The 18,866-nt window shown below is 37.5% G+C and carries 14 protein-coding genes; 5 read left to right on the top strand and 9 right to left on the bottom strand.

What is annotated here, in order from left to right; translation table 11 throughout:
• Positions 1 to 318: 318 nt before the first annotated feature.
• Positions 319 to 1,062, bottom strand: a complete 744-nt coding sequence (locus QF042_RS04735; protein WP_307525853.1) for a LytTR family DNA-binding domain-containing protein — start codon at positions 1,060 to 1,062, stop codon at positions 319 to 321.
• A gap of 383 nt (positions 1,063 to 1,445) precedes the next feature.
• Between QF042_RS04735 and QF042_RS04740 the strand changes: the two genes are divergently transcribed.
• Both QF042_RS04740 and QF042_RS04745 read left to right on the top strand, forming a co-directional pair.
• A complete protein-coding gene (locus QF042_RS04740; protein WP_307525855.1) occupies positions 1,446 to 1,820 on the top strand; it encodes a hypothetical protein in 375 nt (124 codons plus the stop codon).
• Between the two features lie 21 nt (positions 1,821 to 1,841).
• The gene (locus tag QF042_RS04745; RefSeq protein WP_307525857.1) at positions 1,842 to 2,339 is read left to right on the top strand and encodes a type I restriction enzyme HsdR N-terminal domain-containing protein; all 498 of its coding nucleotides are present in this window, start codon (positions 1,842 to 1,844) and stop codon (positions 2,337 to 2,339) included.
• 142 nt (positions 2,340 to 2,481) lie between these two features.
• Here the strand turns inward: QF042_RS04745 and htpG are convergent, their stop codons facing one another.
• The 7 genes from htpG to QF042_RS04780 form a co-directional block, all read right to left on the bottom strand.
• Positions 2,482 to 4,368, bottom strand: coding sequence for a molecular chaperone HtpG (gene htpG / locus QF042_RS04750; protein WP_373459061.1), 1,887 nt, complete (start codon positions 4,366 to 4,368; stop codon positions 2,482 to 2,484).
• Between the two features lie 1,279 nt (positions 4,369 to 5,647).
• A complete protein-coding gene (locus QF042_RS04755; RefSeq protein ID WP_307525858.1) occupies positions 5,648 to 6,385 on the bottom strand; it encodes a DUF4241 domain-containing protein in 738 nt (245 codons plus the stop codon).
• Between the two features lie 105 nt (positions 6,386 to 6,490).
• Positions 6,491 to 6,883 (bottom strand): PleD family two-component system response regulator, encoded by a 393-nt coding sequence (locus tag QF042_RS04760; protein ID WP_051691826.1) that lies wholly within the window; start codon positions 6,881 to 6,883, stop codon positions 6,491 to 6,493.
• 96 nt (positions 6,884 to 6,979) lie between these two features.
• Positions 6,980 to 7,864: an N-acetylglucosamine kinase gene (locus QF042_RS04765; protein WP_307525861.1), complete on the bottom strand. Its 885-nt coding sequence runs from the start codon at positions 7,862 to 7,864 to the stop codon at positions 6,980 to 6,982.
• A 17-nt stretch (positions 7,865 to 7,881) separates the two neighbouring features.
• Positions 7,882 to 9,192, bottom strand: a complete 1,311-nt coding sequence (locus QF042_RS04770; RefSeq protein ID WP_307525863.1) for a TolC family protein — start codon at positions 9,190 to 9,192, stop codon at positions 7,882 to 7,884.
• Position 9,193: 1 nt separating this feature from the next.
• The gene (locus QF042_RS04775) at positions 9,194 to 12,304 is read right to left on the bottom strand and encodes an efflux RND transporter permease subunit (protein WP_307525865.1); all 3,111 of its coding nucleotides are present in this window, start codon (positions 12,302 to 12,304) and stop codon (positions 9,194 to 9,196) included.
• 2 nt (positions 12,305 to 12,306) lie between these two features.
• Complete coding sequence (locus tag QF042_RS04780; protein WP_307525867.1) at positions 12,307 to 13,404, bottom strand: efflux RND transporter periplasmic adaptor subunit; 1,098 nt, start codon at positions 13,402 to 13,404, stop codon at positions 12,307 to 12,309.
• A 269-nt stretch (positions 13,405 to 13,673) separates the two neighbouring features.
• On the opposite strand from QF042_RS04780, the gene QF042_RS04785 reads away from it, so the two are divergent.
• On the top strand, positions 13,674 to 15,608 hold the full coding sequence (locus QF042_RS04785; RefSeq protein WP_307525869.1) for a M61 family metallopeptidase: 1,935 nt from the start codon (positions 13,674 to 13,676) through the stop codon (positions 15,606 to 15,608).
• A 132-nt stretch (positions 15,609 to 15,740) separates the two neighbouring features.
• Complete coding sequence (locus QF042_RS04790) at positions 15,741 to 16,166, top strand: hypothetical protein (protein ID WP_307525871.1); 426 nt, start codon at positions 15,741 to 15,743, stop codon at positions 16,164 to 16,166.
• Positions 16,167 to 16,325: 159 nt separating this feature from the next.
• On the opposite strand, the gene QF042_RS04795 is transcribed toward QF042_RS04790, so the two are convergent.
• Positions 16,326 to 16,790 (bottom strand): hypothetical protein, encoded by a 465-nt coding sequence (locus QF042_RS04795; RefSeq protein WP_215130558.1) that lies wholly within the window; start codon positions 16,788 to 16,790, stop codon positions 16,326 to 16,328.
• 253 nt (positions 16,791 to 17,043) lie between these two features.
• Here QF042_RS04795 and QF042_RS04800 point away from each other — a divergent pair, with 253 nt between their 5' ends.
• On the top strand, positions 17,044 to 18,813 hold the full coding sequence (locus QF042_RS04800) for a long-chain fatty acid--CoA ligase (RefSeq protein WP_307525876.1): 1,770 nt from the start codon (positions 17,044 to 17,046) through the stop codon (positions 18,811 to 18,813).
• The last annotated feature ends 53 nt before the right edge of the window (positions 18,814 to 18,866 follow it).

The following is an 18,866-nucleotide window of genomic DNA, read 5'->3' on the forward strand; positions in this document are numbered from 1 at the left end:
TAATGTTTTGAACGTTGAAAAAGTCATTTTTTCGCTTTAAATCTATTGAAATAGGGTTTTTATCTCCTAAAATTGGGGTTTTGTGTAAAAAAATGGTTGTGGTTAATTTAACGCTGCATCTTTACAGAAATTAATAACAACAATTAATAATCACATTAAATATTAATATCATGAAAGCTCAACACACAACTAAACTTGCTAAAAAAACTGTTTTCGTTTATAAAAACATCAAAGCTCAAAATAATTATACAACCACACCAACGGGTGACCAAAGTCATACGGTAGTAATGACTAGTTGGATCGTAGACCTTTAGTAGTTTATTGATTTCGATTTGATTTTAACAAACTGCTCTGTACATAAGTGAAGAAAGTTTCTTTATAACCTTCGCCAATTTGAATCATCTCGTTATTTACCAAACGGATTATATTTCCATCTACTTTTTTAATTGCCGCTTTAGCTACAATGTTCGATTTATTAACACGGATAAATGCGTGGTTTTCTAAGGCCTTTTCAATTTCCTTAAGTGTAAGGTAGGTAGTATGGATTTCAGATTTAGTAATAATCTGTATATAATTCTGTAGTGCTTTGATGTAAAGTATTTCATCAATGGCGATGTTAGAAAAAGCATATTTGTGGTCGCCTTTAATATAAAGGGCCGCTACCTGATCAGCTTCCTTCGTCGTAGCTTTGGTATTACTGGCTTCTTTTTTTAAAATCCTATCAATACCTAATGCAAATTTTGCAAACGAAATAGGCTTTAATAAGTACTGATCTGATTGAACATCAAATGCTTGCAAGGCATAATCAGGATGCGCTGTAGTAAAAATCAAATATTTTGCTTTTTCTCTGATATTTTTAGCCAGTTCCAACCCATTGATTCCTGGCATATCAATATCCATAAACAATAAATCAATTTCGTCCTCAGTACTGATCTCAGTAAGTGCCTGGACAGGACTGGTAAAAGTTTTAAAAACTGTTAAGCCAGGCATTTCCGCAATGTGGTCAGTTAATACTTCAATTGCATGTTGCTCGTCGTCTATAACAACGCATTTTAGATTCATGAGTATAAATATGTGTGTTTTATTTGATTTGAATGCAAGTTAAATAAAAATGAATTGAATTAACAATTGCACCAAAAAAACTTATTCCAGGTTTCGTCTAAAATAAACCTAGGTTTCGTGTAATATTCTGGGTGGTTCATGTAAAAAAATTATCTAATCCCCTTCTTTTAATAATCTTTATACTGTTTGCCAAAAACAAAATAATTAGCAGTGAAAACTACTAATTGTGAAAAACATCTGCCTGCCCAATCTTGTGTAGCCTGTGGATAATAAAATTAAAAACAGGCCATACAATACTGGGTTAAAAGATTTATTAAAAAACAAAAAAGACAAAAATACCGAAAAGCAAAGAAATATTCTCCCTACATCTACAAAGCCTCCACATGAAAAACAACGAATACGAGTATTTACTTAATAAAATCTATTACAAGGGGATTCTAAATAATCAGGGAATCAACGCAGATATGTACCAGAGAATGCAAAATGAATATAGCAATCTTGATGGACGAAACCCTGTTAAGGGCCAGTTAGATGGCGAATACGCATTCAGAAAATCTTTTTTGGTTGTACGTAACTACGTTCAGCAGGCTATAAAAGATGGCTTGAAAAGTTTTCAGTTTACCATGCGTACAACTGATATCAATAAATTAACTTATATGGTTGATATGTTGAACAGAAACTTTTTTGATAAACAAAGTTTAGATCAAATTATTATCACTGCAAATTCGGTATTTAACCAATACAATTTAAAAAACTAACCACCTATAATAGATAACAACATGGAATTGAAAGACGAAATCGGGCAGTTTGCCGTAAGAATTAAGAAAATGCTTCCACAAGTTCAATCTGAGGATTTAACAAGGAATGCGTTAGTTATGCCTTTTATCCAAATCTTAGGATTTGATCCTTCTGAGGTTCAATCTGAAGCTGTTCTAGACTTCGGGGTTAAAAAAAGTAAAAAAGTTGATTACACCATTATGAAAGATGGAGAACCAACAATTCTTGTTGAATGTAAACACCACAACGATAATTTAGATATTCACGATTCACGTCTATCTAAATACTTCCGTAAAACAAAAGCTAAATATGGCTTACTAACCAATGGTTTAGTGTACCGCTTTTACACAGAGAAAATGGTGAGATCAAAGAAAAATCAAGAGCCATTATTCGAATTTAAAATAACCGATACCAAAGCTGCTACCATTGCTAAAATGATCGAAGATCACAAAGATTATTTCAATGTAGATCATAAAACTAATGTAGCAACAACAAGCTAACAATATTAATTTAATCTAAGAGTCCCGAAAATTTTTACCTAAAAGTCTTGATCTGATCAAGACTTTTTTTATGCCCTCCCGCAAAAGAAAAAGGGAGAAACCGATTCGATTTCTCCCTTTAAACGATAACAGGATTTCCTGATTAAATTAATTCTACACTTCTGCTTACAAAAGCTGTTAATTCTGCACCAGTTAACATACCTTGTGCTAAAAGGGCTAAATCTACCGCTTGTTTAGCCAGGTTGCGCTGCTCTTCTCCTTCAGCTTTTAAAATTTTACTTACCAATTTATGGTTTCCATTAATGGCGACTTTGTAATTGTCGGGCATTTGGCCATAAAAGCCCATTCCACCACCCATTGCAGCCATATCTTTCATCCTGCGCATAAATTCATCCATGGTAATAGTCACTGGTAATTCGTCAGGGTGTAAAGCTACAACTTCTACATGCATACCGGGTTTGGTAATGGCTTTTTCAAAAATAGTAGTTACTTCTTTTACCTGATCTTCAGTTAAAACATGCTCGTTCTGCTCATCTTTCTCAATTAATTTATCCGCAACACTCGAGTCAACACGTTTAATAGATGTTTTCTCTAATTTTTGCTCCAATTGATTAATAAAGTGATTATCGATCGGCGAATCCAGCACTAAAACATCGTAATCTTTCTTATTGGCCGATTGGATAAACGCATCTTGTTTAGCAGCATCATTGGTATATAAATAAACCACAGTGCCGTTTTTATCCGTTTGTAAGGCTGTTACCTTTTCTTTATATTCAGGAAGTGTGAAAAGCTCGTTTTTAGTGTTGCCCACTAAAGCAAAATCTTTAGCCTTATCGTAAAACTTCTCTTCGCTAATCATACCGTATTTTACAAAAAGACCAATGTCTTTCCATTTATCTTCGTAAGCTTTACGGTCTTTAGCAAATAACTCACCTAATTTATCAGCAACCTTTTTAGTAATGTAGTTGTTGATCTTTTTAACGTTGCTGTCGGCCTGTAAGAAACTACGCGATACATTTAAAGGAATATCAGGAGAGTCGATTACACCGTGCAATAACATCAAAAACTCAGGAACGATATCTTTAACCTCATCGGTAATAAATACCTGGCGAGAGTACAATTTGATTTTGTTGCGCTGCATTTCGAAATCGTTTTTCAACTTAGGAAAATACAGTACACCGGTTAAATTAAAAGGATAATCAACATTTAGGTGGATCCAGAATAATGGTTCTTCACTAAATGGATATAGTTCCCGGTAAAAGTTTAAATAATCCTCGTCTGACAAATCTGCAGGAGCTTTTGTCCAGATGGGATTGGTGGTGTTGATGATGTTATCTACTTCAACATCGTTATACTTTGCTTTACCTTCTTCATCTACGCCATCTTCAACCGATTCTGTTTTGGTACCAAACTTAATTGGCACTGGTAAAAATTTAGCATATTTATCAAGAATTTGCTGCAGTTTACTTTCTTCTAGAAACTCTTCCGAATCTTTGTTTACATGGAGGATAATATCCGTACCACGAGTAGTTTTAGTGCCTTCGGTAATTTCAAATTCTGTACTGCCGTCGCAAACCCAACGTGCAGGCTCAGCGCCATCCTGGTACGATAAAGTTTGAATCTCCACTAAATCAGCAACCATAAAGGCCGAATAGAAGCCTAAACCGAATTTACCGATGATTTCGTTGGCATCTTTAGCATCTTTAAATTTCTCTACAAACTCACTTGCGCCAGAAAATGCAACCTGGTTAATGTACTTTTTAATCTCTTCGGCAGTCATTCCCAAGCCATTATCACTAATGGTAATGGTTTTTGCATCCTTATCAACCGCAACTTGCACCAATGGTTGGCCAACTTCGCCATTAAACTGACCTAATGAACCCAGTCTTTTAATTTTCTGAACTGCATCTACTGCGTTAGAAACCAACTCACGAAGAAAAATTTCGTTATCAGAGTATAAAAACTTCTTAATTATCGGGAAAATATTCTCAGTATGTATGGAGATATTTCCTTTTTCCTGTATGCTCATATGTAAATAAATTGTTTAATCTACATCCTGCATAACAAGGGTTGTTCCAAAAGAATTTGTTTGCCAAAATGACAGTTCCTATAAGTTCATCGTTACTGGTTCCTGAGCCTGTCTCACAGACTACTCGTTGTTTTTATTATTACACAGTTGTAAATCATGATTTGGAAAGCAAAGCCAGTATTTCAATTCTTGTTAGTCCCGCTGTACCTCTCCCGACTTACGTCGGGATCGTCCCATCAGGCTTAGATCCGGTAGTGATGTGCTAGTAGGATGGGTTTCCACTCATGCGCTTATTCCATAATCTGTATGTTGTTAAGTTAAGCACAGCCATTGTCAGTCTGAGCGGAGTCGAAGACCTTTTTTCCTCTTATGGCTAAATTCGGTTCCGTGGTCTGTGTCTCACAGGTCACTCGTTGTTTTTATTATTACACAGTTGTAAATCATGATTTGGAAAGCAAAGTCAGTATTTCAATTCTTGTTAGTCCCGCTGTACCTTCTGCCGATTGAAGGATCGGGCATTCGTGCCATCGGGTTTAGATCAGGTAGTGCTGTGCAAGTAGGGAAAGGTATCCCCTCATGCCGTCTATTCCATGTCCGTGTTTGATTCTGTGTAGTTTTAATATAGATTGTCATCCTGAGCCTGTCGAAGGACCTAGATTAAATAGCCTTGGCAGAGCATTTCGACTACTTGTCCCGATTCATCCTATCGTGTGGACACATCTTTTTGAGGTTAATTTTAGGCGTTTTGCTAGCTTCCTCAAATAACACATTGTTTTAACCGAAGAACGCTGTCAATCCCAAGGGCCGGGAAATCAAAAAAACAGTAGTACAACAGTACAAATGGCACTATCAAACCTAACACGCAGTGATTTTGTGTTTCATGTTTGCAAAAACTTTCACCCTGTCCTAACGAACAAAACAAAGTGCCGCTGTTTTTTTGATGCGTGTAGGATTGTGTAAAAGGCCCATTGCCGGATTGACAAAGCGCTTTGGGTACTTTGGCTCCAAAGTACCATGCCCCCGCGGCAAAGAGCGGAAAAAAATCAACATTTGTGCCCAAAAACCATTATTCTTAAGGAATCACGACCAGTTATTAGCAGGAAAGATGCTGATCCCGAAGCTTCGGGGCAGCATGACGATCGCCTTAGGAATATGTGCTAAAAACAAATACAGGCTGATGTAGATGTGTCCACACATTAGGATTCATCGGGCGGTTCAATATAACAATCCGTATCGAATTTAACTTTTTGATCCATCCTCATTATTGTGAATTGAAAAGTTACCTCTCCTCACCATAAGCCAGTTCAATATCAATAAACTGAATAATCAGCGAGCAGATATTGCCTTCAACATCAAAGCCATAATAAACAGGGTAGGTACCATCACCAAAACCACTTTGAAAAAACGGAATATGGTAATCGGTTCCGGGTATTTTCCAGTTGATCCAATCGCCACCTTCACGTTGATGAATAGGATTCTCTGCATAATTACTTGCAAAAAGTGCCGCGAAGTAATCATCGTAGAGGTTTTTACCAGGATGTTCTTTATTAAACCTGTCTTGAAATGCACAGAAATGGTTTAACGTTTCTTTATCCAGCACACAAGCTAAGCCTGCATCTACATTAAAACCAAAAAATTCTCCTTCGTTAAAATCAGCAAGATCTTCTGTGCCAATTAGTGCCTCTTCAAATCGTATCGCATCATAAGCTGTAAATTGTACTTTAACGGCAGCATACCTGGCACAATCTTCATCGTCGGGAACAACTACAGCTGCAGTTACCGGAAATTCGCCTCTAGGCACTTTAATTAAATACGGCTCAGCATCTTTTTGGACATATACAAGCGGATCTCTAACCAAAATTTCTCCTGTTGGAATAGAAACGCTTCCCAGTTCGAGGTGATCTATCTTTTTGCCAGCAACGGTTGTTTCCTCAAAATAATCATTCAAGTTATAGGGACAGGCTAACGAAGCACGTTTCTCGTTCCAGGTTTTTAGCCATTCATTGCTTGGTATCATGATTACTAAATTTATTCAATGGGAAGGTGAATTTATTTTTATAAAATAAAAAAGCCAGGAAAACTTAAAATTCTTCTGGCTAAATATTTTTAATGTTGGATTAACTTAATTTAAAAGAAAGCTTGGTTTGTCTTCTTCCAGTGAAAGAATTTTAGTGATCTTTTTAAGCAATACATCCATTTGGAATGGTTTTGATAAGAAATCGTCTTGCCCGTAGTTTAATGTGGTAAAGTCTTTTGGATCGTATAAACCAGAAATCAGTAAAATTGGAATTTTAGAGGTGCTTTCAATTGATTTGAGCTGTTCGCATAGCACGCGTCCATCTATATGCCCAAGAGAAATATCCAGTAAGATTAAATCAGGACTAAATTTTTCAATTCTGTTAAAAATTTCCTCACCATCATTCAGTGCCGAAACTTTAAACCCACCGATTTCCAGTATTAATTGTATGGTTTCTAAAACCTCAATATCGTCATCTACTACCAGTATTCTCTTCATATGTGTTGGCATTTATATGCTCTTAAAAAATATAACAAAAGTTTATGTTGTTATGTTTACAATCTTAAGAATATTTTAACAATAAATTTATAACAGCTAAAAAATAGACTTCGATTTCAACTCGCTTGTTGGTACTATCCCCTCTTTATTTAAAATAAAGTTAAATAGCTCTTCAATGGGTTTTTGTAGTATTTTCCCCGGTTCAATGCCATTTTCTATTAATACCGAAATTAATGTTTCCTGGTAATAATAGGCTATGGAGCCAACAAAGTGGCATGGAACATTTTTGTGTTTAGGATAATCTTTAACATTTGTATCTACAAACTCCTGAAAACCAGTTCTTAAAATATCCTGAATAAACGGATGGTCTTGATGATTGGCCATAAAACGGCTAAAGCCTGCTAAATAGATATTAGGGAAAGGTTTTTGATAAACATTGGTAATAATTTGTTCTTTTTCTGCCGGGAAAGATTTTTTAAATTCTGCCGCTAAGTTTGAGGGCATTTTGTTGTACATATAGCTTAATAGTACTTTTTTTCCAAAGAAAGTACCAGAACCTTCATCGCCTAGGACATACCCTAAGCCATGGTGGCCATCGTGGATTTTCTTTCCATCGAAATAACAGATATTCGATCCGGTGCCCAAAATACAGTTTAAGCCTTCGGCATTTCCACAGGTAGCATATACCGAACCCAGAAGATCGTGATCTACTGAAATAAAAGCATGATCAAAAACGGCTGACAGACCATTTGAGACTACTTCATGTTTGTCGGGAGAAGAACAACCGGCTCCAAAAAAGTAGATTTCTTTTACCTCATCAGCGTATTGCAATAAGGATTCATTTTTAGAAATCAGCTTGGTAATTTCTTGCTCACTTAAGAAATAAGGATTTATTCCAGGAGTGCTAAATTTAATGGTTTCGCCATTATGATAGCCCATCCAATCGGTTTTTGATGAGCCACTATCTGCAACAAGTATCATGGGACTAAATATAAAAATTAATTAGGTAAATTTATATTCCCACTGATTTCTTTCAGTGTAGTTTCGGCTATTTTGGCCTGATATTGCATTTCTATGAAACGGTTTTTTGCATCAATAGCATTACGTTGGGCTTCTCTTAACTCTAAAGGGGCTATGCTGCCCAAACGGTATTTTGCTAAAGTAATATCTAAGTTTTCTTTTGCAATATCTACATTCCGTTGTTCTAACTTAATCAGATCCAGATAAGTGCTGTAGTTTTGATATGCGGTAAGCAATTGCGAATTTACATCGAGTTTGGTTTTGTTTAGGTTTAAGGCCGAATTATCGATCTCTATTTTTGCATTGCGTTCTTGCTGACGCTGTAAAAAACCATTAAATAAATTTATACTCGCCGTAACGCCGTAGGTAAACCCATTCGCTGCAAATTTTTGATTAAAGCCAGTAGGGCTGGTACTGTTTGCCCTGCTGTAGCCAGAGTTTAGGCTAACAGATGGATAGCGTGCCCCACGGATAGATTTTAGATTTAACGAAGCAATGCGTTGATTAATAAAAGCATTCTGCACATTAGGATTCTGCTGCTCGGCCATTTCGGCCATTTTGCTAAATAAGATGCCTTTATCTACATCTATGCTATCTGAAACAGAAAAGGAAGTGCCAATATCTCTAACCATTAATTGGTTTAACCGAACTTTAGCTACCTGTAAAGCATTTTTGGTTTGCAGGTAATTTGAAGTATCGGTATTGTAATCAACCTGTGCGGTTAATACATCCAGTTTAGAACCACGGCCAAGCTGCAATTTTGTTTTGGCAATATTGGTACGCAATACCGAAACATCCATAGCACTATCAGCCGCTATAACCAATTGTTGTTGTCTTACAATATCATAATAGGCTGTAATTACATCGGCTACAGTGGTTAAAATGGTTAAGCGGGAGTTTAATTCACCCTGTTTTTGCAGCTCTTTTAAGCGATCGTAATTGGCGAACATGCTAAAACCATCAAAAATGGTCCAGTTTAAATCGGCACCGTAACTGTTATTGGTACTTTTTGCCCCTGTAATTACCCGGTCAGGACCAGTGGCAGGGGTTTGCCGGGTGTTCTGGATACTTCCGCCATTGGCATAACTTCCAGTTAAGTTAGGTAACATTCCCGCATTGCCAATATTGGCATTGTTCTTTGTGATATCGACCTGGTTTTTACTGATTTTGATGTCGTAATTATTCTGTAAAGCAATGGTAATGGCTTCCTGCAGGCTCAGCTGTTCTTGTGCAAAGCCCGAAAGGGATAAGCTTAGCAGTAGGATAAATATTTTTAATTTCTTGCTCATCTTATTCTTCTGTATGTAAAGCTTCCTGTTCAAAACGATGGGCTTCTTTTAATTCTTTATTCGGTTTGTATGGTTTAGCCCAGTAAGAGTAAATGGCTGGGATTACAAATAAGGTTAAAACCAAAGAGAATAATGTACCACCTACAATTACGGTTCCCATACTCATTCTGCTTTTTGCAGCAGCTCCTAAAGCCAAGGCAATAGGTAGTGCACCAATGGCAATGGCCAAACTGGTCATTAAAATTGGACGCAAACGCGAAACAGCAGCCTCACGTATGGCTTCGGGGATCGGAATGCCTTTTTCTTTTAACTGGTTGGCAAACTCAACAATTAAAATACCATTTTTAGTTACCAGGCCAATAAGCATAATGGTACCGATCTGGCTGAAGATATTCCAGCTTTGGCCACATAACCATAGCGATAAGAATGCACCGGCAACAGCCATGGGTACGGTTAAAATGATAATAATCGGATCTTTAAAGCTCTCAAACTGCGCTGAAAGAATTAAATAAACGAGTAGGAGGGCCAAACCGAATGCAAAAAAGGTATTTGAAGAACTTTCTTGAAAATCCCGCGATTCTCCACTTAAATCAGTAGAGAAAGTTTCATCTAATACTTTTTTAGAAATGGCGTCCATGGCATCAATACCTTCACCAATACTTTTTCCAGGTGCTAGCCCTGCTGAAACAGTTGCTGCGATAAAACGGTTGTTCCTGTACAGTTGTGGTGGGCTACTCTCTTCTTTAGCAGTAACCACATTGTCGAGTTGAACCAGTTCGCCCTTATCATTACGTACGTAAACCGAGCTCAAATCTAAAGGATCTTTCCGATCTCCACGATCGAACTGGCCAATTACCTGATATTGTTTTCCATTCATGAAGAAATATGAAAACCTTTGACCACTTAAACCTAAATTTAAGGTTTGGGCAATGGCAGATATAGAAACGCCTAAATTTTTAGCTTTATCCCTGTCGATGGTTAAATTAATTTCAGGTTTGTTAAATTTCAGGTTCACATCCGAAACGGTGAATGTTGGATCTTTCGATACCGCATCCATAAACAAAGGAATTTTCTCCCTTAATTTTTCGAAATTTTGTGCCTGGATGATATAACTGATCGGTAATCCACCACGACGGCCAACCGAGATGGTAGGCTGCTGGTTTACAATGGTTTTGCCCTCAGTATATTTTTTGGTTATTTTGGTCAGGTAAGCGGCAATGTCTTTTTGCGAACGCTCGCGCTCTTCAGGGTTTGTTAATCCCATACGCACAAAACCGGAATTTACTGCACCAGAGCCACCAAAACTTGGTGAGGTAATAGTAATGCTTACATCTTTTTCCGGAACCGAATCGAGCACCAGCTGGTTTAGTTTCATAATAAACTTATCAGTATAGGCAAACGATGCACCTTCGGGGGTGGTTGCACTGATGTTGATGGCGCTACGGTCATCATAAGGGGCGGTTTCTTTTGGTAATATCTTCCAGAACAAGAAAATCAAGCCCATACACACCAAGATGATCGGAACGGAAAGCCATCTTTTATCCAAAAATTTATCCAGGTTCGATTCGTAAGCATTATTTAACTTCACAAAATAAGGCTCTGTCCAATTGTAAAACCTGGATGGTTTATGTCCACCCTTTTTCATTAGGTAGGCGTTTAACATTGGTGTTAAAGTAAGCGATACAAAGGCCGAGACCAGTACTGCTGCACCGATTACTACCCCGAACTCTCTAAATAAGCGGCCAACAAAGCCTTGTAAGAAAATTACTGGTAAAAATACGGCGGCAAGGGTAATGGAAATCGAAATTACAGCAAAAAAGATTTCATTTGATCCTTTAATGGCAGCCTCGAAAGGCGACATACCTTCTTCAACCTTTTTAAAGATATTTTCGGTAACCACAATACCATCATCTACCACCAATCCTGTAGCCAGCACAATAGCCAATAAGCTCAATACGTTGATTGAAAAGCCAAAGGCGTACATAATGAAGAAAGTGAAAATTAATGATACCGGAATATCAATCAATGGTCTGAAGGCAATGGCCCAATCCCTAAAGAAAAGGTAAATGATCAAAATTACCAGTACCAGCGATAAACCAATGGTTTCTGCTACTTCCGTTACCGAACGTTTGATGAAAAGGGTATTATCTAATGCAACCTTCAGTTTAATATCTTGGGGGATATCGGCTTTTAACTTATCAAAACGCTTGTAAAACTCTTTACTGATGTCGAGATAATTCGCTCCTGGCTGAGGGATAATGGCAATAGCCACCATCGGTCTGCCCGATTCACGAAGAATAGTTTCTTCGTTTTCTGGTCCTAAAACCGCATAACCTACATCTTTTAATTTGATTACCTGGTTGCTATCTGTTTTTAAGATCAGGTTGTTAAACTCGCTTTCGTTGGTTAGCTTTCCTAAGGTTTTAACCGTTAATTCAGTGGTAGCACCGGTAATTTTTCCTGATGGAAGCTCTACGTTTTCATTATCTAATGCGGTAACAATATCTTGGGAGGTTAAACCGTAAGCACTTAGCTTATTCGGATCCATCCAGATACGCATGGCGTATTTCCTTTGACCCTGGATTTGTACGCTACTTACCCCCGGAATGGTTTGGATACGATCGGCAATTACGTTTTCAGCGAAATCGCTTAATTCTAGGGTATTACGTTTATCACTCTGGATGGTCATTGATAAAATCGGATCAGAGTTGGCATCAGCCTTACTTACTACCGGTAAACCGTCAATATCTTTAGGTAAGGTACGGGCAGCCTGCGATACTTTATCACGCACATCGTTTGCGGCCTCTTCTATATTTTTATCGAGGTTAAACTCTATGGTGATATTGCTTGTTCCCTGGTTGCTTGATGAAGAAATGTTTCGGATGCCATCAATAGAGTTGATCGATTTTTCTAAAGGTTCGGTAATCTGCGATTCGATAATATCGGAGTTGGCACCAGGATAGGAAGTCCTTACCGAAACCACTGTTGGGTCGATAGATGGATACTCGCGCACACCCAAAAAGGTATAACCGATTATCCCGAACAGGACAATCAATAAGTTCATCACAATGGCCAGAACCGGCCGTTTGATACTCGTGGTGGAGATACTCATAATTATTGTTTAACCAAATGAACTTTTACTGGAGCATCTTTCTTTAAAGCCATCGATCCGGTAGTTAACACCGTATCGCCAGCTTTTAATCCCGAAGTAATCACAATGTTTTCATCGGTACGGGTACCCGCTTCCACTTTAACTTCCTGCGCTTTGCCGTCTTTTTGTATATAAACAATTTTACCTTTTAACACAGGTATCACCGCCTCGTTAGGAATTAGTATAGCATTTTGTACCGTATTTAACGCCAGTTTAATTTTGGCAAAAGAACCTGGTAATAAGGCATTGTTTGCATTAGGTGCCAAAGCCCTGATCTGTAAGGTTCTGGTAGCGGCATTAATCCCCGGCTCTATTGCATAAACTTTACCTTTATTTTCTTTAGCAGAGCCATCGGTGGTGAATATAATTTCTGAATTCATTCTAATTTGCCCTGCATATTTCTCTGGAACAGAAAAAGTAACTTTAACCGGATTAGTACTTACCAGGTTGGCAATTACAGTTGCGGGTGTTAAATAGGTTCCTGCCGAAATGCTACGTAAACCCACTCTGCCTGTAAAAGGTGCGCGGATAGTCGTTTTTGCCAGTTGGGCTCTGATTAATTGTGCCTGCGCCTGTAGCGATTTTAAATCTGCTAAAGCAGTATCGTATTCTTCCTGACTAATAGCTCCTTTGGCTAAAAGCTGTTTTGCACGGTTTTCGTTTGTTGATGAAAGTTTTTGCTTGGTGAGTGCATCCTGTAATTGTGCCTGTATATCTCTGTCGTTTACTTTTACCAGTACACTTCCTTTTGATACTGTTGTACCTTCCTGAAAATAAATTCCGGTAACCAGGCCAGACACTTCACTTTTCAATACAACCGATTCGTTTGCATCAATAGCACCAGTTACCTCCAGATCATTATCAAACGATACTGGTTTTACTACAATACCGTCAACTACCAAAGGTGCAGAAGCGCCTCCCTTACTACCTCCTTTGCCCTTTCCTGCACCGGCAGATGCACCGTCTTTCCCTTCGATTTTTTTGTTCGCGTTAATTCTGTAATAGACCAAATAAGCCAGGCCTATAGCTAAAACAGCATAGATAATATACCTTTTCTTCATGTTTCTTTTTGTGTCGTGCGTATTCCGAACATTAAAATAAGATTAATATTCTAGAATTAGAGCGTAAAAATATTCAAATAGTTTAGTCCTAAATTTGTTGTATTAAGGATGTTACCGATTTTCAGTTTGGAGTTGGCAGTTTTCAGTTTGGAGTGAATCTCCTGAGAATACAATATAATCTGCCTTTATATCCTTATAACTAAGTTAAAGATGCGAAAGCCAATTGATTTGTTGGGTTTGGTTGGCTAAAAAACCATCGACCATTGACCATGAACCAATCTGACGGAAACAACTATTTTACACCACATTTAGCTATTTTGTTCCAAAACCCCATCAATAAATCTAAATTTGCACCAAACACAGTCAATATCAATATGTTTAACAAAAAATCAATTTTAAGTTTAGTTTTACTACTAACGTGTATTATGGCAGCGAAGGCGCAGGTAAAAATAGGTTTTGAGGTTTCTTTTAAAGAGCCGCAGGCACACTATGCTGAAGTTCAGATGAATATTTCTGGCTTGGCAAAAGATTATGTAGATGTAAAAATGCCCGTTTGGACACCAGGTTCTTACTTGGTGCGAGAGTTTGAAAAAAGTGTAGAAGAATTTAAGGCTACCGCAGCAGGTAAAGCCGTAAAAGTTGAAAAAGTAAGAAAAAACACCTGGAGAATTTTCTCAGCAAAGGCTGCCAATATCCAGATCACTTACCGTGTTTATGCATTTGAAATTTCTGTACGTACCCCTTTTATTGATGAATCTCATGCTTTCTTGTCTCCAACAGGGATTTTTATGCATCCTGATGGCATGATTAAATCTCCAAGCACTGTAAAAATTATTCCTTTTAATACCTGGAGCAAAGTTTCTACCGGTTTAACACCAGTTAGCGGTACGCAGTTTACCTACAAGGCTACCGATTTTGATATTCTTTACGATAGCCCAATTGAAGTAGGTAATCAGGACATTTTCGAATTTACAGCTGCTGGCGTTCGCCACGAAGTGGCCATGTATGGCGGTGGTAATTACGATAAAGAGAAACTAAAAGTAGATATGGCTAAAATTGTAGAAAAAGAAACTGCAGTTTATGGCGAAAATCCTAATAAATATTACCTCTTTATTGTTCATAATTTCTTAAAAGGTGGAGGTGGCTTAGAGCACTTAAACTCTACCACTTTAGGCGCTACCAGAAATGCTTACAATACTGCCGAAGGTTATAAAGGCTTTTTAGGTTTGGTTGCGCATGAGTATCACCACCTTTGGAATGTTAAGCGTTTGCGTCCGGTAGCATTAGGCCCTTTTGATTATGACAACGAAAATTACACCACCAACCTTTGGGTAGCTGAAGGATTTACCTCGTATTACGAAAATAAATATTTGCATAGAGCAGGTTTTACTGATGTAAATGAATTTTTAAAAGATCTGGCTGGTGGTGTGGCAACAGTATTAAATACTCCTGGCGCTAAATATCAGTCGGCTGCTTCATCTAGTTATGATGCATGGATTATTGGTTACCGTCCGAATGAAAACTCAAAAAACAATTCGATCTCTTATTATAATAAAGGAGAAGTGATTGGTATTTTAATGGATCTCGAAATCATCAATGCCACTAAAGGTGCTAAAAGTTTAGATGATGTAATGAAAGCGATGTATCTACAATGCAAAACCTTAAAACGTGGTTATACTGATGCAGAATTTAAAGCGATGGTTGAAAAGATATCAGGAATTAGCTTTACCAACTTTTGGGCAAAATATGTTAACGGTGTTGATGATGTGGATTATGTAAAATATTTCGCGTATGCAGGTGTTGACGTTTCTACAGAAAATGCAACTCCTGGTAAACCCGTTACAGGCGCTTCAGGCCAGTTAACCAATGATGGATTGGTAATTACAGCAACGGTAAGAAACTCCGCTGCCTGGGTAAGCGGATTAAATGTGAACGATGTAGTGCTGAGTTTAGATGATACTTCCCTAAGCGATGCATTATCAACAATAAGATTAAAAAGCCCATTATTATCGTTGGATGTATTGCCTTTGGTAGCTAAAAAGAATATCGGCGACGTATTGAAACTAAAAGTTAAACGCGATGGCTTAGAAAAAGAAATTTCTTTAACCTTAAAAGAAAATCCAAGTGTACGCTTAAAAGCAACCGTAAACGAAAATGCAACGCCAGCGCAAAAAGCAGTGTTAAAAAAATGGACAGGCGTTTAGTCAGTTCGCAGTTAAATTTTTCAATTTGCAGTTAATTTTAAAACTCCATAAAAAATCCCGTAAGATGAATTTCTTACGGGGTTTTTTATTTCAGATATTTGTTCTGTTACGAACCAACATATGATAAAACATTTGGGATTTATATTATGTCTATTAAGCTTTTCTTCTTTAAAGGATAATGAAAGTTTAGCACAGCAAACTTCTTGCAAGGGCTATTACGATAAAGAGTTGCACCAATTTGTGTATACAGAAGTTGAGAAAATGCCCGAATATCCTGGAGGAATTAGTAAATTTTATAAATTTATTTCAAATGTGTCGCTAAATGGAACTGATAACGAACGCTTACAATCAACTGTTTTTCCAACTTTTGTAATCGATGCTTCTGGCCATGTTAAAAGCGTAGGCATTTACCAGAAAGTACCTAAAGATTATACACAATTGGATCGTAACATGATAAAACTATTAAAGGGCTGTCCGAATTGGGAACCCGCACAGTGTGAAGATAGAAAAGTAGCAATGAGCTATCGAACACGGCTTACTATTTGTTTCAATAACTAAAAATATGAAAGCCTAATTTATAACTAGCTTAACAAATAAAAAATCCCGTAAGATGAATTTCTTACGGGATTTTTTTATGCCTTTATACTTTTGATTAGGCTTTAGTCTTTCAGCTTTAGTCTTTGGACTTTCAGCTTCTGTCAGCGCCATGCGCTTTGCCTAGAAGGTATATCTAAAACCTAAGCCGAATCTTCCAGCGTTAAAATCGCTATCGTTGTCGCCAATATAAAGTCTTGGTCTCCAGTCTAAAGCCAATGCCAGTGGTGCGCCAGAGAATTTATAATCTAAACCAACCATCGGAACCAGGTAAAAACTAGAACCACCATCATACAATTGAATTGAAGGACCACCACCTAAATACCAGTCTAAACCTTTTGCACCAGGGATAGATGAATTGTATTGAAGAAATCCCTGGATAATAGTAGAGTTTCCACCAAATAAAACTTCGCCCTGAAGTGCAGCTTTAGGGCTAAAGTGATGCCTGATTGATGGACCAACCAACGTAGCACCATCTCCAAAATCGATACCTAAACCTAGTCCGGTTTTATAATTTTGGGCTTTAACGTTTGTTGTAGTAAGGGCAAACAATGCAATGCATCCTAAAATTGTAAATAACTTTTTCATAATTTATATGTTTTGTAAATAATTATCAGCCTAACAACTTTAATGCCGTTTCTGTTTTTTCGGTAAAAATCTATAAGGATAAAAAACAATGCTTGCATAGTAATTTTGTAATCGCTAAGTTTATTTAAATATTTTTTACGGAAAGTAAATACAGCGTTTTATTAACTACGAGGTATTATTTTCATTAAAAAGGCATATAGATGTTAATCTTTATGTTTGATTTTTTAACTTAACCAAATAATATACAATTCATATGGCGGCAGAAATTAAACGGGTTTTTGATCTTTTGAAATATAGCCTCGAAAATCCTAAGCAAGAATTTATCAGTGGAAAAATTAATGGAAAATGGATAAATTATAGTACAGCCGATTTTTGTACTGCTGTAGATAACCTAAGCCGGGGATTAATTAAACAAGGGATAGGCAAAGGCGGCAGGGTTGCTGTAATGTCGCATAACAGACCTGAGTGGAATATTGCCGATTTTGCAGCCAACCAGATCGGGGCCTATCAGATTCCCTTATATCCAACCTTAGCCGAGCACGACATCCAGTTTATTTTAAAAGATGCAGAAATTGCCATTATTTTTGTAGCCGATGAAGATTTGTATAAAAAAATTAAGCCTTGTGCCGATGCGATAAACCCGGCTATCAAGATTTATAGTTTTAATGAAATTACAGAAACCAAAAACTGGAATACGTTAATTGAACTTGGTAATGCGAGTCCAGATATTGATTTGGAAGAATATCGCGCCAAAGTTGTACCCGAAGATATATTGACCTTAATTTATACATCTGGCACAACCGGTACGCCAAAAGGTGTAATGCTAACGCATGATAACCTGGTTGCAAATTTTGTTAACTCGGCTGTGGTGATCCCCGAAGGCGTTAAAAAAGGATTAAGCTTTTTGCCCCTTTCGCACATTTTCGAGCGGATGATCATTTATTTATACCTGTTTAATTATACAGGCATTTATTATGCCGAAAGTATGGATACCATTGTTGCCGATATTCAGCATGTAAAACCCAATGTATTCTCTACCGTTCCAAGGCTTCTCGAAAAAGTGTACGATAAGATAATGGAGAAAGGGAAAGCATTAACAGGTATTAAAAAAGGAATTTTCTTCTGGTCGGTAGCTTTAGCCGAAAAATATACCATTGATGCGGGTGCCTGGTATAACTTTAAACTGGGAATTGCCCGTAAACTGGTTTTCAAAAAATGGCAGGAAGCTTTGGGCGGTGAAATTGTAGTGATTGTATCGGGCGGAGCGGCGCTAAATCCACGTTTGGCCAGAATTTTCTGGGCAGCTGGTATGCCTGTTTTTGAAGGATATGGATTAACCGAAACCTCGCCTGTAATTACGGTTAATCATTTCGGCGGAACGATGTTCGGTACCGTTGGTGAAGTAATTAAAGGTGTGGAAGTTAAAATTGCACCAGATGGCGAAGTTTTAACCCGTGGGCATCAGGTAATGAAAGGTTATTACAACCGACCTGATTTAACCGAAGAGGCGGTAGATAAAGAGGGATGGTTCCATACCGGAGATATTGGTGAATTGGTTGATGGTCGCTTTTTAAAAATTACCGACCGTAAAAAAGAAATGTTTAAAACAGCAGGCGGTAAATATGTTGCCCCACAAATGCTGGAGAATAAATATAAAGAATCGATTTTCATCGAACAAATTATGGTTTTGGGCGAGAACAGAAAATTCCCTTCTGCGTTGATCGTTCCGAATTTCGAAACCTTAAAAACCTGGGCAGGCAGAAAAGGCATTACTTTTACCTCGAACGAAGAGATTATTAAAAATGAACAGGTGCTCACTAAATATAACGAAGTTATCGAAGCTGCAAATGTGGGTTTTGGCAAATGGGAACAGGTAAAAAGATTTGCCCTGTTACCTAAAGAGTGGAGTATTGATGGAGGAGAGCTAACCCCAAAATTAAGTTTTAAAAGAAAAGTGATTACCGAAAAAAACAATGAGGTGATCGAAAAAATATATAAAGATGCAGAAGGTTATAAACCATAGAAAGATTTCCAATTAAGGATTGGTGAAAAAATAGCCCTGATAACAGCCAAAAT

The sequence above is a fragment of the Pedobacter sp. W3I1 genome (assembly GCF_030816015.1).
Taxonomy (GTDB): Bacteria; Bacteroidota; Bacteroidia; order Sphingobacteriales; family Sphingobacteriaceae; genus Pedobacter.

What these genes read in the sequence shown, in the direction of transcription:
- QF042_RS04735 (WP_307525853.1), bottom strand. Translation starts at nt 1,062, where the DNA reads ATGAATCTAAAATGCGTTGTTATAGACGACGAGCAACATGCAATTGAA.
- QF042_RS04740 (WP_307525855.1), top strand. Translation starts at nt 1,446, where the DNA reads ATGAAAAACAACGAATACGAGTATTTACTTAATAAAATCTATTACAAG.
- QF042_RS04745 (WP_307525857.1), top strand. Translation starts at nt 1,842, where the DNA reads ATGGAATTGAAAGACGAAATCGGGCAGTTTGCCGTAAGAATTAAGAAA.
- htpG (WP_373459061.1), bottom strand. Translation starts at nt 4,368, where the DNA reads ATGAGCATACAGGAAAAAGGAAATATCTCCATACATACTGAGAATATT.
- QF042_RS04755 (WP_307525858.1), bottom strand. Translation starts at nt 6,385, where the DNA reads ATGATACCAAGCAATGAATGGCTAAAAACCTGGAACGAGAAACGTGCT.
- QF042_RS04760 (WP_051691826.1), bottom strand. Translation starts at nt 6,883, where the DNA reads ATGAAGAGAATACTGGTAGTAGATGACGATATTGAGGTTTTAGAAACC.
- QF042_RS04765 (WP_307525861.1), bottom strand. Translation starts at nt 7,864, where the DNA reads ATGATACTTGTTGCAGATAGTGGCTCATCAAAAACCGATTGGATGGGC.
- QF042_RS04770 (WP_307525863.1), bottom strand. Translation starts at nt 9,192, where the DNA reads ATGAGCAAGAAATTAAAAATATTTATCCTACTGCTAAGCTTATCCCTT.
- QF042_RS04775 (WP_307525865.1), bottom strand. Translation starts at nt 12,304, where the DNA reads ATGAGTATCTCCACCACGAGTATCAAACGGCCGGTTCTGGCCATTGTG.
- QF042_RS04780 (WP_307525867.1), bottom strand. Translation starts at nt 13,404, where the DNA reads ATGAAGAAAAGGTATATTATCTATGCTGTTTTAGCTATAGGCCTGGCT.
- QF042_RS04785 (WP_307525869.1), top strand. Translation starts at nt 13,674, where the DNA reads ATGAACCAATCTGACGGAAACAACTATTTTACACCACATTTAGCTATT.
- QF042_RS04795 (WP_215130558.1), bottom strand. Translation starts at nt 16,790, where the DNA reads ATGAAAAAGTTATTTACAATTTTAGGATGCATTGCATTGTTTGCCCTT.
- QF042_RS04800 (WP_307525876.1), top strand. Translation starts at nt 17,044, where the DNA reads ATGGCGGCAGAAATTAAACGGGTTTTTGATCTTTTGAAATATAGCCTC.